This window comes from Dokdonia sp. Asnod2-E02, from assembly GCF_045063915.1.
Lineage (GTDB): Bacteria > Bacteroidota > Bacteroidia > Flavobacteriales > Flavobacteriaceae > Dokdonia.
Genome location: NZ_JBEFNX010000005.1, coordinates 3,197,470 through 3,213,507, shown reverse-complemented (window position 1 = coordinate 3,213,507; position 16,038 = coordinate 3,197,470). Strand labels below are relative to the sequence as shown.

Annotated in this window: 9 protein-coding genes and 3 tRNA genes; 4 read left to right on the top strand and 8 right to left on the bottom strand. The window is 39.4% G+C overall.

What is annotated here, in order from left to right; translation table 11 throughout:
- Positions 1–59 precede the first annotated feature (59 nt).
- The 3 genes from ACJJVM_RS14585 to ACJJVM_RS14575 are packed head-to-tail and all read left to right on the top strand — an operon-like array spanning position 60 to position 2,814.
- On the top strand, positions 60–1,073 hold the full coding sequence (locus ACJJVM_RS14585; RefSeq protein WP_405212119.1) for a bifunctional oligoribonuclease/PAP phosphatase NrnA: 1,014 nt from the start codon (positions 60–62) through the stop codon (positions 1,071–1,073).
- The gene (gene gldI / locus ACJJVM_RS14580) at positions 1,073–1,627 is read left to right on the top strand and encodes a gliding motility-associated peptidyl-prolyl isomerase GldI (protein ID WP_405212118.1); all 555 of its coding nucleotides are present in this window, start codon (positions 1,073–1,075) and stop codon (positions 1,625–1,627) included. Before ACJJVM_RS14585 ends, gldI begins: the two co-directional genes overlap by 1 nt.
- A gap of 14 nt (positions 1,628–1,641) precedes the next feature.
- A complete protein-coding gene (locus ACJJVM_RS14575) occupies positions 1,642–2,814 on the top strand; it encodes a peptidylprolyl isomerase (RefSeq protein WP_298354376.1) in 1,173 nt (390 codons plus the stop codon).
- 76 nt (positions 2,815–2,890) lie between these two features.
- On the opposite strand, the gene ACJJVM_RS14570 is transcribed toward ACJJVM_RS14575, so the two are convergent.
- The gene (locus ACJJVM_RS14570; RefSeq protein ID WP_405212116.1) at positions 2,891–4,354 is read right to left on the bottom strand and encodes an aminoacyl-histidine dipeptidase; all 1,464 of its coding nucleotides are present in this window, start codon (positions 4,352–4,354) and stop codon (positions 2,891–2,893) included.
- 46 nt (positions 4,355–4,400) lie between these two features.
- Positions 4,401–5,123, bottom strand: coding sequence for a CDP-alcohol phosphatidyltransferase family protein (locus tag ACJJVM_RS14565; RefSeq protein WP_405212115.1), 723 nt, complete (start codon positions 5,121–5,123; stop codon positions 4,401–4,403).
- A gap of 123 nt (positions 5,124–5,246) precedes the next feature.
- On the opposite strand from ACJJVM_RS14565, the gene ACJJVM_RS14560 reads away from it, so the two are divergent.
- Complete coding sequence (locus tag ACJJVM_RS14560) at positions 5,247–6,314, top strand: PorV/PorQ family protein (protein WP_380034419.1); 1,068 nt, start codon at positions 5,247–5,249, stop codon at positions 6,312–6,314.
- 305 nt (positions 6,315–6,619) lie between these two features.
- On the opposite strand, the gene ACJJVM_RS14555 is transcribed toward ACJJVM_RS14560, so the two are convergent.
- The 6 genes from ACJJVM_RS14555 to ACJJVM_RS14530 form a co-directional block, all read right to left on the bottom strand.
- Positions 6,620–10,609 (bottom strand): choice-of-anchor L domain-containing protein, encoded by a 3,990-nt coding sequence (locus tag ACJJVM_RS14555; protein WP_405212114.1) that lies wholly within the window; start codon positions 10,607–10,609, stop codon positions 6,620–6,622.
- Between the two features lie 315 nt (positions 10,610–10,924).
- A tRNA-Arg gene (locus ACJJVM_RS14550) sits at positions 10,925–10,998 on the bottom strand.
- 14 nt (positions 10,999–11,012) lie between these two features.
- A tRNA-Pro gene (locus ACJJVM_RS14545) sits at positions 11,013–11,087 on the bottom strand.
- 71 nt (positions 11,088–11,158) lie between these two features.
- Positions 11,159–11,247: transfer RNA gene (locus ACJJVM_RS14540), tRNA-Ser, on the bottom strand.
- A 201-nt stretch (positions 11,248–11,448) separates the two neighbouring features.
- Positions 11,449–13,212 (bottom strand): T9SS type B sorting domain-containing protein, encoded by a 1,764-nt coding sequence (locus tag ACJJVM_RS14535; protein ID WP_405212113.1) that lies wholly within the window; start codon positions 13,210–13,212, stop codon positions 11,449–11,451.
- A gap of 117 nt (positions 13,213–13,329) precedes the next feature.
- Positions 13,330–16,020 carry a DNA gyrase/topoisomerase IV subunit A gene (locus ACJJVM_RS14530; RefSeq protein WP_405212112.1) on the bottom strand — a complete coding sequence of 897 codons (2,691 nt, stop codon included), beginning with the start codon at positions 16,018–16,020 and terminating at the stop codon, positions 13,330–13,332.
- Between the last annotated feature and the right edge of the window lie 18 nt (positions 16,021–16,038).

The window sequence follows — 16,038 nt, the reverse complement described above, 5'->3', positions numbered from 1 at the left end:
CCCAAATAATTAATCACAAGCCGAAAACAAGCACAAGAGAAATTGTATCTTCGCTATCTATGAATCCTACGCAAATCACAACCACAAAAGAGTTACTTTCTAACTCAAAAAAAATTGCCATTATACCCCATAAAAACCCAGATGGAGATGCAATGGGAAGCACGCTTGCCCTCGCAGCATACCTTAATAAAAAGGGACACGAGGCTGTAGTCGTTGCTCCTAATGAGTATCCACATTTTTTAAAATGGCTTCCGGGAGATAGTGATGTATTATTTTACACCTCAAATACAGGCAATGCGAGAAAAGCTATCACAACAGCAGATCTTATTTTTACGCTAGATTTTAACCACTTCTCTCGTGCAGGCGACCTTGAGGCAGAGCTGGATAAAGTAAGTGCTCCCTTTATAATGATAGACCATCACCAGCAGCCAGACACTTATGCGGCTGTAACCTATAGTGACACAAGTATGAGTAGTACGTGTGAGATGGTATATCACTTTATAAAATCACTAGGCGATGAGGATGTCATTACTGCAGATATGGCTAGCTGTCTATACACAGGTATTATGACAGATACGGGATCTTTTAGATTTCCGTCTACCACAGCCACAACACACGAGGTTATTGCAGCCCTTATTAAGAAAGGAGCAAATAATGACCAGATACATCAAAACATTTATGACACTAATAGTGAGTCTAGACTACAACTACTAGGCGTTGCACTAAGCAATCTTGTAGTCTTACGTGAATATCGTACGGCATACATCACCATATCACAAAAGGAACTGGATGATCATAAATTTCAAAAAGGAGATACGGAGGGGTTTGTAAATTACTGTCTTTCACTAGAGGGCATTATATTTGCCGTTATATTTATAGAAAATAAAGCAGATCGTATCATTAAAATGTCACTGCGTTCTAAAGGTGATTTTTCTGTAAATGAACTTGCAAGAGCACATTACCACGGTGGAGGACATACAAATGCAGCGGGAGGTAAAAGTGATGAATCTCTTGAAGAAACCGTAGCGCAGTTTAAAGCATTATTACCTACGTATAAAGAACAGTTAACATAATGAGATACATATTTGTAATACTTTGTATAGCACTGCTTACCATCTCTTGTTCAGAAACTGTAGCAAGAAGGCCAGTTACTCAAAAATCTGGCTCTTATGTTAAGACAAAAACTATCACCCGTAATATAGAACGTGTTGCTCAAGAAGAGAAAGCTTTAAAAAAAGTTATTGAGTCTGATAGCATAAATGATTATCAAAGTTCGGCTAGTGGTTTTTGGTATACATACGTACAAAAAGACACCTTATCAAAACCTACACCTCAGGTAGGAGACCTCGTATTATTTAATTACAATATTGCCGCTATAAATGGCAAGGTACTTGTATCTCAAGAAGAGATAGGTAATACGGTTACTCAAATAGATCAAAGCAATCAAGACCTCATTTCTGGTATAAGAGAAGGTCTTAAACTTATGAAAGAAGGAGAGACAGTAACTTTTCTTTTTCCTAGCCATAAAGCTTATGGCTATTATGGTGTTGAAAATAGAGTGCCCAGCAATACACCGGTACGTAGTACCGTTACTTTGCTAGAAATTAAAAACCAATCAAACGATTAAGTAAATCATTAACAATGAAAAAAACAGGTATGTTATTAATTGCAGTCATTTTATCACTTTTCTCTTGCAACGACAAGTATCCAGATCTAAACGATGGTCTGTATGCAGAGATTGTAACAGATAAGGGAACCATCGTTGCAGAGCTTTATTATGAAGATGCTCCAGCTACTGTGGCAAATTTTGTTGCACTAGCAGAGGGTACACACCCTCTAGTAGATAGTGCTTATGCTGGGAAGCCTTTTTACAATGGTCTTACCTTTCATAGAATTATAAAGGACTTTATGATACAAGGTGGTGACCCACAAGGAACAGGTTCTGGTGGACCAGGTTACAAATTCTTTGATGAGTTATCTCCAGAGCGTCGTCACGACTCTGTAGGGACACTCTCTATGGCAAACTCTGGTTACGGCACAAACGGTAGCCAGTTTTTTATCACTCATAAAGCAACACCACATCTTGATGGGTATGATGCAAATGGCGATCTCAAAAACTGTGAGAACCCACGCGTAAGCTGTCATACTGTATGGGGGCAGGTAGTAGATGGTCTTAAAGTGGTAGATGCTATCGCTGGTGTATCTATGAATGATCCAAGAGCAGGAAAACCTAAAGACCCAGTTTATATTCAAGAAGTAAACATCATACGTAAAGGTAGCGCTGTAAAAAATTATAATGCTGCAGAAACATTTACAAAAGAGCTAGCTGCTTTTGAAGATAGAAAAGTAGCAGAAGCTGCAGAACGTGCAAAACAATTTGCAGGAAAGAAAACCGAAATCTTTGCAAAAAGAGACAAGGCAGAAGATTTACCAAGCGGTCTTGCCATCTTCTTTGACAAAAAAGGAAGAGGTGTACAACCTAATACAGGACAAAAAGTAAAAGTTGAGTACGCTGGGTATTTTACAACGGGAGAACTTTTTGACACAAGTAGTGCAGAAATCGCAGAGAAAAACAATAAACTAGACGAGCGTCGTAAAGCCGTAGGGCAATACAACCCGCTAGAGACTGTATACAGTCCAGAGGCTAGACTCATAGCTGGTTTTAAGGAAGGACTCCAAAAGATGTCTGTAGGTGACAAAGCAACATTGTTTATACCTTATCACTTAGGTTACGGAGAACAAGGTTACCCAGGAGCTATACCTCCTAAGTCTGACTTAGTTTTTGAAATAGAATTATTAGAAATTGTTAAGTAAGCACAAATCTTACAAGCATAAAAAAGGGAGTCATAATTATGACTCCCTTTTTTTATATATAAACACAAGTAACCTACTAAGCCACTGGTATATCCTTTAAAATCTCAATAACAAAATCCCAATACTTCTGAGCACTTGAAATACTTGCTCTCTCATCTGGAGAGTGCGCTCCTTTTATAGTAGGTCCAAAGGATATCATATCCATCTCAGGATAGTTTTGACCTAAAATACCACACTCTAATCCTGCGTGACAAGCAGCTACGTTTGGAGCTTCATTATTTATTTCTTTATACTTTGCTTCAAGCACTTTCAAAATGGCACTATCCATATTTGGCGCCCATCCTGGATAATCGCCAGAAAGCGCTACATCAAAACCTGCAAGCTCAAAAGTAGCTGTAAGTGTATTTGCAAGATCATCTTTAGAGCTATCTACAGATGAGCGAGTAAGACATCCTATTTTTATACTTCCATCTTTTACTATAACTCTTGCTATGTTATTTGATGTCTCTACTAGGTCTGCTATATCTGGACTCATTCTGTACACACCATTATGTGCCGCGTAAATAGCTTTAAGGAACTGTGTTTGTGACTCAAGACTCATCACATTATCATCGAGATCTATTTGCTTGATAGAAAGCTCTAGCTCTTTTTCTAGTGAAGCATATTCACCGTGTATTGCTGCCGCCATATCTGTAAAATCTGCTTCAAAAGCAGCTTTCTGATTTTCATCTACAGCTATGATAACTACGCTTTCTCTTGGTATCGCGTTACGTAAACTACCGCCATCTATACTAGATATACGTATTTCAAAATTTTCTGCAGCATTGTATAAGAGACGGTTCATCATCTTATTTGCGTTACCTAGGCCTTTTATAATATCCATCCCAGAGTGACCTCCATTAAGACCTGCCACTTTTACTTCATAACCTACAAGGCCGTCATCCAGTCCCTCTTCTGTATAGGCACGTGTAGCCGTGATATCTACACCACCCGCACAACCTACACCTATCTCATCGTCTTCTTCTGTATCAAGGTTAAGTAAGATATCGCCTTTAAGAATCCCTCCTTTAAGCCCCATTGCTCCTGTCATTCCAGTCTCTTCATCTATTGTAAAAAGCGCCTCTATAGCAGGATGCTCTATGGTAGTACTTTCAAGCACAGCCATTATGGTCGCCACGCCAAGACCATTATCTGCTCCTAGTGTAGTCCCTTTTGCACGTACCCAGTCACCATCTACATACATCTCAATACCTTGATTGTCAAAATCAAACTCGGTATCATTATTTTTTTGATGCACCATATCAAGGTGTGACTGCATCACAATCATCTTTTTATCTTCGTGACCTGCAGTAGCTGGTTTTCTTATGATCACATTCCCTACTTCATCCTCTATCGTTTCTAGGCCAAGCTTAGTCCCAAAATCTTTCATAAACGCAATCACACGTTCCTCCTTTTTAGAAGGTCGTGGTACGGCATTAAGATCGGCAAATTTATTCCAGAGTGCTTTTGGCTCGAGATTTCTTATTTCTTGATTATCCATTGTGTTCAAATTTTTCACAAAGATAATAGCTTGAAATAAGCTAGACCTATGATTGCTCCCTAAAAACTAAGGAAAGAAGAATGTATAAGATAATAATAAGAGGAACTCCTAAAAATTGAAAGAACACCAGTAATAATACACTGGCTAGTAAGAATAAGTAGCGTACTTTATTTTGGCCAAAAGACCAGTTTTTAAACTTCAATGCAAATAAAGGAAGTTCTGCATTGAGCATAAAACAACTTAATGCGGTAAGTACTATAAGGACATATGGGTTTTCTAATAACGCTTTCGCGAAAGCGTACTCCTCAAACATTAATATAAGCGGCAAGCTTAGTATAAATAAGGTATTTGCAGGCGTAGGAAGTCCTATAAAAGAATTAGTCTGGCGATCATCTACATTAAATTTTGCTAGCCTATATGCCGAAGCCATCGTTATTGCAAAACCTATATACCCAAAGTGAAAGTGCTGCTCTTCAAGTGCCGCTCCCCAAGGGATGCCGCTAGCATCTTCTAGTAGTTGATACATTACCACACCAGGCACTACACCACTAGTCACCATATCTGCCAGTGAGTCCAGTTGCAATCCTACCTCACTAGAGGCATTGAGAATACGCGCAAAAAATCCATCAAAAAAATCAAAGAAAATCCCAAGAGCTACAAATATTGCAGCAAGTTCAAGCCTGTCATTTACAGCAAATACGACTGCGACACAACCGCTTAAAAGGTTGCCCATTGTGATGGCATTAGGTACGTAACTCTTTATAGACATTTTATAATTTTCGGTAAAAATAGGGAAGATATCTATAGTAATGTGACTACAGGCAATATCTAGACGGTTTTATTGTTTACAATGTGTACTAAAAGTGAGATATTTGTCTCACAAATCCTGCTATTGAAAAAATCGCTTACCATACTATCTATACTTATTACAATGACTGCTGCTTCTCAAGCGGTACGTTCTTACTCAAATGAGTTTTTAAATATTGGTGTAGACGCTGCCGCTCTTGGTATGAGTAATGCGGTTGTAGCAAGTACAAGTGATGTAAATGCGGGCTACTGGAACCCTGCAGGGCTAGTGAATCTAGAAGATAACCAGATCTCATTAATGCACGCATCTTACTTTGCAAACATTGCAAACTACGACTACATAGGCTTTGCAAAACCACTAGATGATAAAAGTGCCGTAGGTATTTCTATTATAAGGTTTGGGGTAGACGATATTTTAAACACCACACAGCTCATAGATGATCAAGGTAATATAGATTACAATCGTATAAGCTTATTTTCTACTGCAGACTATGCCTTTACGGTCTCTTATGCACGCGCGCTGCCACTAGATGGTTTAAATCTAGGGGTGAATGCAAAGGTGGTACGTCGTGTGATAGGCGACTTTGCAAATAGTTGGGGTTTTGGCCTTGATGTAGGATTACAATTTAAGAGAGGCGACTGGGATTTTGGACTTATGGCGCGTGACATCACCACTACCGTAAATGCGTGGAGCATAGATGAAGAGCAGTTTGCTACCATAAGCGATGCTGTAGAAGGGCAAAATCAAGAACTTCCAGAAAAAACAGAAATCACCATCCCTAAACTTCAAATAGGTATGGGAAGACAGTGGATTTTTCATTATGACTACTCCTTAAGAGCAGAACTTGATATGAATTTTAGATTTACTCAAACTAATGATATCATTTCTAGCTCGTCTGTAAGTGCTACTCCTGCCCTAGGCCTTGAATTTGGTTATGCAGAGCTGGTGTATGTGCGAGCGGGTGTAGGTAATTTTCAAGAACTCACAGCACTTGATAATAGCACTACAGTGGGTTTCCAGCCTAACATTGGAGTAGGTTTTAAGTACAAAGGTATTCACGTAGATTATGCACTCACAGACATAGGTGATCAGAGCGCTGCGATATATTCTAATGTATTTTCTGTAAAACTAGATTGGGAACTTTTTAGATAGTCTCATTCTTTCTACTAGGGCGTGCCCCTATTCTTTCATCATTTCATTCTTCAAGTATAGAGACCGGGCTATACGTTCATACGCTTCGTGATGCTACGCTATCGCTCCACAACACTGCAGGGTAACCACTGCTATCCCTCACGCAAAAAATTAATCGCTGCTAACTTTCATTGCACATTACATAACCAATATCACAACAATCAAATTACTCCGCGACTAGATTATAATTTACACCTCATACCATAACTAAAAAAGCTCTCAGTATTTAATACTGAGAGCTTTTAATAATTGGTTTTATGTATTCCTTATCTCTTCAAAGTAAAGTGACCATTAACCGTTCTCTGTGTCCCTAGGTCATCTACCTCTGTAAACTCTACTCTAAACCAGTAGTCGTTACTCGGCATCGGTTGGCCATTAAAGGTACCGTCCCATCCTGGGCTTGTAGGGCTCAGTTGTTTTAAGAGCTTCCCGTATCTATCAAAGATAAAGATCTTCGCATTCAGGTTAGGGTCTACCCCTAGCCCTATGATATTCCACGTATCGTGAAAACCATCTGCATTAGGTGTAAAGAAGCGTGGGTAATCTATAATCCCTATCTCAAACTCAGAGATAGAACAGTTACCACTTGCTAGTCTTCCAAAAATGGTATGTGTTCCTGGAGTCACATTTGTAAAAGTCGTACTACTCTGGAACGGACCATCATCTAGTGCAAACTCATACTCAGAGGTAGGATCTACCCCTGTGATGTTTATCACCTCTACCGTGTACAGACCACTACTGTTAAAAGAAGGTTCTAGTACAATCGCCTCAAACACCGGTGCGCTCTCTGCCGTATATACCGCCTCTGCTAGGTAATCACACTCCGTACCATCTACATACGTAGCTGTGACCAGCACTTGGTAGGTTCCTGCAGCATCTACAGTCACCACAGGATCTAGTGATATCAATGCACCATCTAGTGTCCACGCATAGCTGTAGCTCACCCCAATCTGAGGATCTTCTACCGTACCATCTATCGTAAATGGAATATTAGCTTCTTGTGTGCTTAAATCAAATAGCTGAAGCCCATCGGTATCGTCATCACACAAGGCGTATGGAAGCGCATCTTGGTTAGGCATCGGGGTGTTGAGCACACGCAGGGTAAGCGGTGTGGTGCTATAGCAACCGGCATCGTTAAAGACACGAGCATACACAATTTGCTCAAAAGGCTCATTGTTGATATACATCATATTGTCAAGCTCCTGACCCACCGGTGCATTATCTGCATCTGCCTGGGTGAGGTAATAGGCTACGGTAAGGGTTGGGTCACCACCGGTGATTTCGGCATCTCTAGAGGAAAGCACGAAGAAGTCAAAAACTCCGTCGTTATCATCATCACACTCCTCATAATCTGCAGGGGTTACGGGTACTGGCACTGGGAAGCTGCGCACACTAAGGTTGACCGTTGCATAACAAGCTGTGGTATTATCGGTCACACGAGCCACTACAATCTGAGGATTGGTGGTCATTGTAAACATTGTTTTGTCTGGGATACTTGCATCACCAGCATCGGCCCCAGCCTGGTCTAGGTGGTAGGTGATGGTAAGGTTTGCATCAAAACCACCCGTGATCTCAATATCTTTTGAAGAGAGGTCTACTGTGGTAAGTCCATCTATCACACCATCATCATCACAAACTTGAAGCTCGGTAGGTGTGGTGAGTACAGGGTTTTGGTTTACGATGAGCTCAAAGTTCATTGCCAGGTTTACAAAATCAAATGTGGTACAACCCGTAGTGGCATTCTCTAGACTGTAGTAAATGGTCTGAGGGTTGCTACTGTTTGAAAAAGCAGTTGTGTTAGCAATAGCATTCATCGCTGTGTAATTCCCTACATTCTCATAATAAGTAACTATAATATTAGAATCACCGCCAGTAATCTGAGCATCGTTCTCGGTTAGATCAAATTGGGCTGCGTTTGCGATAGGTGAACATTCTTCAAGTGAAGAGATGTTGGGTAGGAAGGTGGGGTTAGCTTCCACATTGAGTAATACGTGTATCCCTAGACCACGACAGTCGTTTGCGGTATCGCCATCTACACGTACCCAGATGCCTTGCTGTCCATTTGCATCTGTATAGGTGAGGTTATTTGTATAGGCATCAATAGTTGCCGTTATAGGATTGGTCTCTGTTTCTGCTTCTTGCTGGGTTTCGTAGTAGCTTACAGTGAGCATCTGTCCAGCAGGAAATAAAGCTAGTACTTGTGCTGTAGCATCAGAGAAATCAAATACTGACTGACCATCACTATCTGTATCACACTCAAAATATTCTAATTGAAAAGTATCAGGAATCTCTGAAGTATCTACCTCAAGATCAATCTGCGCCTGACGTGTACATCCATTTACGGTAGAAATAGTAACGCTTACGGATTCGTTGTTTGCGGTTTGATTTACATAAGACGTTGGGTCTATAATAGGAGATCCTCCTGAATCAAAATAAAGAAACGTTTCATTGTTAGCATCTGCACTTAATAAGGTTTGAGCTTCAGTTAAATTAATAAAAGCAAAACCGTCTTGATCTGTATCACACTGTGATAATAGTACAGGATTATTTAAAAGAACTGGAAGCTCTGCCACATCTAGCGTAATCTCTCTAATTGCAAAGCAATTTACATCTCCATTATTTTCAACACGGACCCATATCATATCATCTGCACTCGTGTAGGCAAGTGGTAGCGGCATATCGTTATTAGTAGCATCTATAGCACTGGAATGATAAGAAACACTAAATAAAGTAGGGTCTTGCGTGCCAAGAATAGAATTATTTAAAGACGAGAGATCGAAAACAGTTATCCCATTTGTATCACTACCATCAGAAGCATCATCGCATACTGTAAACACACCTGGATCATTTGCTATAGTCTGACTATTTACGGAAATCATAAATGAACCAACTTCAAAACAATCTGGACTTAAATCTGTTTCGACACGGACCCATATTTCTTGAGAAGACATCGTATTTGAATAAGCATCAGGGTTCGGTATCTGATTAATATTCATTTCGGCGTCTGATGGGTTTTCATAAAAAGTAACACTAACAACCGTAGGATCTTGCGTATCTAAAATATCTGATGTCTGATCAGTTAAATCAAAAACTTCTACACCATCACCAGAAATATCATCACACACTGTTAAATCCATAGGGTCGTTATACATAGGATTTGCAAACTCGATAGTAGCAGTGTCTTCTCCAAGACATCCTGTACCTGCATCCACAAGGACACGATAAGTAGCAGCAACAGTCACATCTATAGTAGGAGTTGTTACCGGTACTCCCATACCATCAAGCAAAGGAACAAATCCAGTCCCATTATCTACTTCCCAAGTATAGCTTATAGCCCCATCAAACGTAGCATCTAATGTTAACGTTTCACCCTCACAAGCAGCGTTAAATTCTGATCCTATTCTATCACCACCAATATCAACTCCAAGATTGAAACTCCCCGCCTCTAGAAAAACAGCAATATCTCTTACGGAATCACTTTGATCTGCAACAACCAATTTTATGGTATAGGGATTACCCACAACTACCGTTCCCATAGCTGTAAGGGAAACTGTTTGCCCCTGGAAGTTTATAGCAGAATTTGCTTCTGGATTGAATGGAGCAAAATTATAGCGGTCAAAAAATTCCTCATTTACTGCTGCACAGTTACCAGGAACTTCTGGACGAATATTTGTAACCTCGATTGGAATATTAGTTCCGGGAAGAACTGCCAAATTTTGAACAACACCGGTAGTGAGATCAGTGAGGATAAAGGCGAATGCGTCAGAGAAGGTACATTCAAATCCTTGATTATATTCTTCTGAGGCCATTATAAAATTAAAATTTAACTCATCTACGAATGGAGTAAAATCAAATTGTATAAAACTAGCGTCATTAGTATTTGTTGCTGTTGTATTTGCCTCAAGGTCTGTGTCACCTCCCCAGCCCCCTCCACTGGGTATACCATCTACTTCTGGACCCGGAACATTATTTACATTACCAGAGACTAAGACTATACCCGCTTCATAGGGAAAATCTGCTCCATTAGATTCAAAAGAGCCTATACCATTTATACCTGCACCTTCGTCAATACCTGTAGATTTTGAAACATTACTTATTTCTGCACAATCACTAGAACTACCTATAAGGATATCTGTAATTAATGTCTCAACATCTGCAACCGTGGTGGCACTGCCATCTACCGTTATTGCTTGTGCATTAATATGTACTGTAAAGAATAAAAATAAGACGGATATAAGTACTAAAGATGATCTCATAATGGGTATGGATTAAAGGGAGATTTCTTACTATTTCGTTTGGTTTTAATCAAACTGAGTAAAACCTAGCGAAAGATATGAAAAAACGTACTCAAACACTGAGTACGAACGCTTTGTAATATAACAAGCTTGTTAACATTTGTCCTAAGATTTGTTATAACTTATTCATACCGCTTTATCAATATTTAATTTTTAACGAGACTGAAGGTTAATGTATAGTAGTAATGGGTATATCATTTAATTTACAGCGCAGTAAAACTAATTATGATAAACAAAAAAACCACATCTATAATAGATGTGGTTTAATGAATGTTGTGAGCCCTGAAGGATTCGAACCTTCGACCGCCTCCTTAGAAGGGAGGTGCTCTATCCAGCTGAGCTAAGAGCCCTAATCAACAAAAAGTCGGGGTAGCAAGATTCGAACTTGCGACCTCCTCGTCCCAAACGAGGCGCGATAACCGGGCTACGCTATACCCCGAGACCTGCACTAAGTGCATAATCTCATACATCAAAAAAATCTATAAAACATATAGATTTTTTTGACAATTGCGGAGAGACAGGGATTCGAACCCTGGGTAAGTGTTTCCACCTACGACGATTTAGCAAACCGCTCCTTTCGGCCACTCAGGCACCTCTCCTTTCACTAATAAATGAACTTGCTTGTTATAAGCGGATGCAAATGTACATCAAGAAATACAAGAAAACAAGAATAAAATGAGGATTAATTTATAAACTTTACCTTAAAAATTAATTTCTAATGGTAATGCTCTCAAAATCAATAATAAATTAATTTAACTGATGATAAAATAAATTTATTTTTTCGCGAAAGCGTACCTATTCTATTGTCGTCTTAATGCAAAATAGCCCGTAAAGATTACGTTAGACGCTGTATTTGCTTTATACCAAAACCCACTGTCTAGTAATTCTCTGCCTTGATATGTTCCATCCCAACCTGAACCATATGGCAAAATGGTCTTTAATCGCTTACCGTAACGGTCATAAATCTCTATACTAGTAACTGTCTCTCCATTTACCTCTACTCCCCTCACCTGCCAGGTGTCATTTATACCGTCACCATTAGGCGTGAAATATTTTGGGAAGCCTGGGTCAGGTTTTATAGTTCTACTATCTGAACCACAACCTATGCGGTCTCTTACGAATACTTGAATATCAAGCGGATTTATATTCTGTAAAAAGGAGCTAGATTGATAAGGTCCGTTTACACCCGTACTGGAGTATTCAAAATCTCCTTCTTCTTCTAACTCTACAATAACGGAAACAAAACTACCTTCATTATTTATAATCAAATTACTTATGACAGGAGATTGAGAAACCGTGACATTAAACAAATGTGTAGCAGTACAAGTCACAAATCCTGCTTCTATCATTGCCTCTTCATTAACCTCGAGTAGATACGTACCAGTCTCTGCTATAGCCACATTACCGTCTGTAGATATGAGTTGCTGTTGCCCCTCTACTATTTTGTACCAAAATATTGTATCATAACCTTCTGAGTAACTTAATTCTAATGGAGTCTCTTCATCACAAATTTCATAACTATCTTCTAGTGTGATTACGGGATTTAAATCTACCATCTCACCAGTAATGCCATCTGTGTATGGTCCACAGCCTAGTGTTGTAGTAAAACTAGTTTGTGTACAGTTTTGAGCTTGTCCAGCGGCATTAAATGGCGTTATGGTCACGTAGTACGTAACGCCTTCTTCAAAGTCTATTACAGGAGTTGATGTTGCTTGACCTATATTAGTATTTGCAAGTACATCATCACCTCCTGGTGTTGATCCTATTTTTATCAAATACCCCTCAACATTATTTACAGGAAACCATTCAAGCAATGGCGTGAGTGCAACTTCTATCGCTCCATCCATAGGGCTAAAAAGTTGTGTACACTCTGGCACTTCTGAGGCTACTACCTCTGTTGTAAAACTGGTTTCTGCACAGGTGGAATTCTGCCCATTTTCATTATAAGGTGTTATCGTTACATAATAGGTAGTGTCTGAATCAAAATTAAAAGCTGGCGTAAATGTGAGTGTATTACCTACATCTTGAGCATTAATTACATCTACCCCTCCAGGCGATGTACCTATACTTATTAAATAACCCGTGGCGCGTGAAGCATACGCCCACGATATACTTGTGTTTACCGGTACATCTATCGCTCCATTAGACGGAAAAGCAACTTCTGTACATTCGGGTGGGAGTATATTATCTTCTGTAGTAAAAAATTGAGAATCACAGCTTACAGTACTTCCACTTGGAAAGAACCCTCTTATGGTGATATAAATCAATGTGCTTTCTGGAAAACCCTGAGGAGCCGTAAACTGAGTATTACTTCCGGTATTGAAATTATCAAGAATATCTATCCCCCCTGGTGTAGTGCCTAAATCTACAAAGTAGCTCACTGCTCCAGGTATACTTTCAAAAAATATAGTTTCGGTAATGGAAACATCTATTGCTCCCTGTACTGGTGAGGTAAGTAATGCGCAGGGGTCGTAGGTGGTATACGCTTTCGCGAAAGCGGAATTAAAAACACACAACACTATAAAAATAGTTTTTAAGTTGATATGTTTTATTAACTCCATCATAATATCACCGCGCCAAGTATGTCTAGCTTAGTAAATATACTGGAAACTAACATATTTACAATAACCATTAGACATATCTAATATATGTCTCAATGAGGGGTATATAGTAAATGTGATTTAAAACAATGTGGTTTGCCCTTCGCCATCATCTACATCATCTGAAGGCTCTGAGTTATTGTCTTTGCCTGATGGTAGCTCTGTACTAGGGCTGTTTGAAACCTCTTGCTCGTCTACTACCTCTATTTGCTCCTTTGCTACTTCTTTTGGGACCTCGTACGGCAGTGGTTCAATCCAGTCGAGACCTTTAAGTTTTTCGGTAAAGAACGTATTACCCATTGCCGAAATACCCTTTATAGCGATAAAGTCTTCCATAGAGACTGTTTCATTCTCACGCTGGTCTTTACCACGTTGCTTATAAAAAACCATCTCTGCAACAGGCCTCCAGTCTGTAGATACAAGCTCTAGCTGGCTATTACTGTGGTCTGATATAAAGGTTTCTTCCTTATCTGGACTATCTATTAAAAAGCGCTTACCGTAGTAACGTTCCTTTTCTCCGTCCCAATAAATGGCTGTGATAGGCTTTCTAGGCTCCCACTTTTCAAGAACAATCATATCATCATCAAAGTGATGTGTTACCTCGGGTATAATAGTACGTACATTACCGTGCTGGTTAATGATAAGTAATCTATCATCTGGTCTAAATTCTCCCAGAAGATCACCACGCTCATCAAGATTAAGTCTTTGCACAGTCTCATCAAACCATATTTTACGAGGCTTGAGCGTAGAGAGGCCTTTCTCTTTGAGCTCTACAGATTTTACAGCGTTTTTTGAAACGATGTTACCCTTAGACGATCTGCCTTTTATAAGCACATCTGCAAAGTCTATCTCTAGCCTAAGTTTTTTAACTGATGCTACAGCTCGTAAATAGACCGTCACAAGTTCTGCCTCTCCGTTAGGGTTTGCGCTAAAATAGAGTACTTGAGCTCCCTTTTTATCACCAGCAAGCTGGTAATCATTATTACGTGTGACAGAGGTAACATTAAAACGTTTAACATATGTAGGTAATCCACTACCTGCTCTATAAATCATATTATAGGTAGTGCGCTTATCTTTTTTCTTAAATATAGCAACGTGTATGATGTCTTTACCTATAAAGGTTTTGGACTCCACCTTAACCACCATCATAGATCCAGACTTTGTAAATACAATAATATCATCTATGTCTGAACAATCTGTAACATACTCGTCCCTTTTAAGAGAGGTACCCACAAAGCCCTCTGCTCTGTTTACATAAAGTTTTGTATTTCTTAAGACAACCTTAGCTGCTTGAATATCGTCAAAAACACGGATCTCAGTTTTACGTTCTTTTCCTTTTCCGTAATCTTTTTTGAGACGCGTAAAGTAGTCTATCGCATACTGTGTGAGATTATCTAGATGATACTTTACTTGGGCTATTTGATCCTCAAGAGCATCTATCTTCTGCTGTGCTTTATCTATATCAAACTTAGAAATACGTTTAATACGTATCTCGGTAAGACGTGTGATATCCTCTACAGTCACAGCGCGCTTTAAGTGACCTATGTGAGGTTTTAAACCTTCATCTATAGCTTTAATTACGCCATCCCAAGTCTCTTGTTCTTCAATATCACGATAAATTCTATTCTCAATAAAAATACGTTCTAGTGAAGCATAATGCCATTGGTTTTCAAATTCTCCAAGCTGGATTTCCAACTCAGACTTAAGAAGTGCTTTTGTACGATCCGTAGATCTGCGTAACATTTCTGACACTCCCACAAAAAGTGGCTTGTTATCTTCAATAACACAACCTAGTGGTGATATAGATGTCTCACAATTTGTAAATGCATACAATGCATCAATGGTTTTATCTGGAGAAATACCACTCGGCAAATGCACAAGAATCTCAACATTTGCAGAGGTATTATCTTCTATCTTTTTTATCTTGATTTTACCCTTATCATTTGCTTTAAGAATAGAATCTATGAGCGATGTAGTAGTCTGTCCAAAAGGCAGCTCAGTAATTACTAGCGTGTTTTTATCCTGCTGGCTCATACGAGCACGACAGCGTATCTTCCCGCCTCTTAAACCATCTTTATAGTCTGTAAAATCTGCAATACCAGCGGTAGGAAAATCTGGATAAATGGTAAATCGTTTTCCTTTAAGGTGTTTTATAGAAGCATCTATGAGTTCTATAAAATTGTGAGGCATCACCTTAGTACTTAACCCTACGGCAATTCCCTCTGCACCTTGAGCGAGTAATAAAGGAAACATTACTGGTAAGTTTATAGGCTCTTTTTTACGACCATCATAAGAGGCCTGCCAGTCTGTAATCTTTGGGTTATAAACAACGTCTAGTGCAAATTTTGAGAGGCGTGCCTCGATATATCTAGATGCCGCCGCGCGGTCTCCGGTTAAAATATTACCCCAGTTACCCTGTGTATCGATGAGTAGGTCTTTCTGGCCTATTTGCACCATTGCATCACCTATACTCGCATCACCGTGAGGGTGATACTGCATTGTGTGCCCTACTACATTTGCTACTTTATTATAACGACCGTCATCTAGCTCCTTAAGTGCGTGCATAATACGTCGCTGCACAGGCTTAAAGCCATCCTCTATTGCAGGTACAGCACGCTCAAGTATTACATAAGATGCATAGTCTAAAAACCAATCTTCAAACATTCCAGAGACACGAGTAATCGTCTCCCCACTTCCTTCTCCAGTTTGAGATGGAAGCATATCTGAGTTTAATTCTTCGTCTTCGTTATGGTCGTTTATTTCTTCGCTCATTAATTGGTTGTAATAACA

Excerpts from the sequence above, each read along its gene's own strand:
- ACJJVM_RS14585 (WP_405212119.1), top strand. The coding sequence starts at position 60 with ATGAATCCTACGCAAATCACAACCACAAAAGAGTTACTTTCTAACTCA.
- gldI (WP_405212118.1), top strand. The coding sequence starts at position 1,073 with ATGAGATACATATTTGTAATACTTTGTATAGCACTGCTTACCATCTCT.
- ACJJVM_RS14575 (WP_298354376.1), top strand. The coding sequence starts at position 1,642 with ATGAAAAAAACAGGTATGTTATTAATTGCAGTCATTTTATCACTTTTC.
- ACJJVM_RS14570 (WP_405212116.1), bottom strand. The coding sequence starts at position 4,354 with ATGGATAATCAAGAAATAAGAAATCTCGAGCCAAAAGCACTCTGGAAT.
- ACJJVM_RS14565 (WP_405212115.1), bottom strand. The coding sequence starts at position 5,123 with ATGTCTATAAAGAGTTACGTACCTAATGCCATCACAATGGGCAACCTT.
- ACJJVM_RS14555 (WP_405212114.1), bottom strand. The coding sequence starts at position 10,609 with ATGAGATCATCTTTAGTACTTATATCCGTCTTATTTTTATTCTTTACA.
- ACJJVM_RS14535 (WP_405212113.1), bottom strand. The coding sequence starts at position 13,212 with ATGATGGAGTTAATAAAACATATCAACTTAAAAACTATTTTTATAGTG.
- ACJJVM_RS14530 (WP_405212112.1), bottom strand. The coding sequence starts at position 16,020 with ATGAGCGAAGAAATAAACGACCATAACGAAGACGAAGAATTAAACTCA.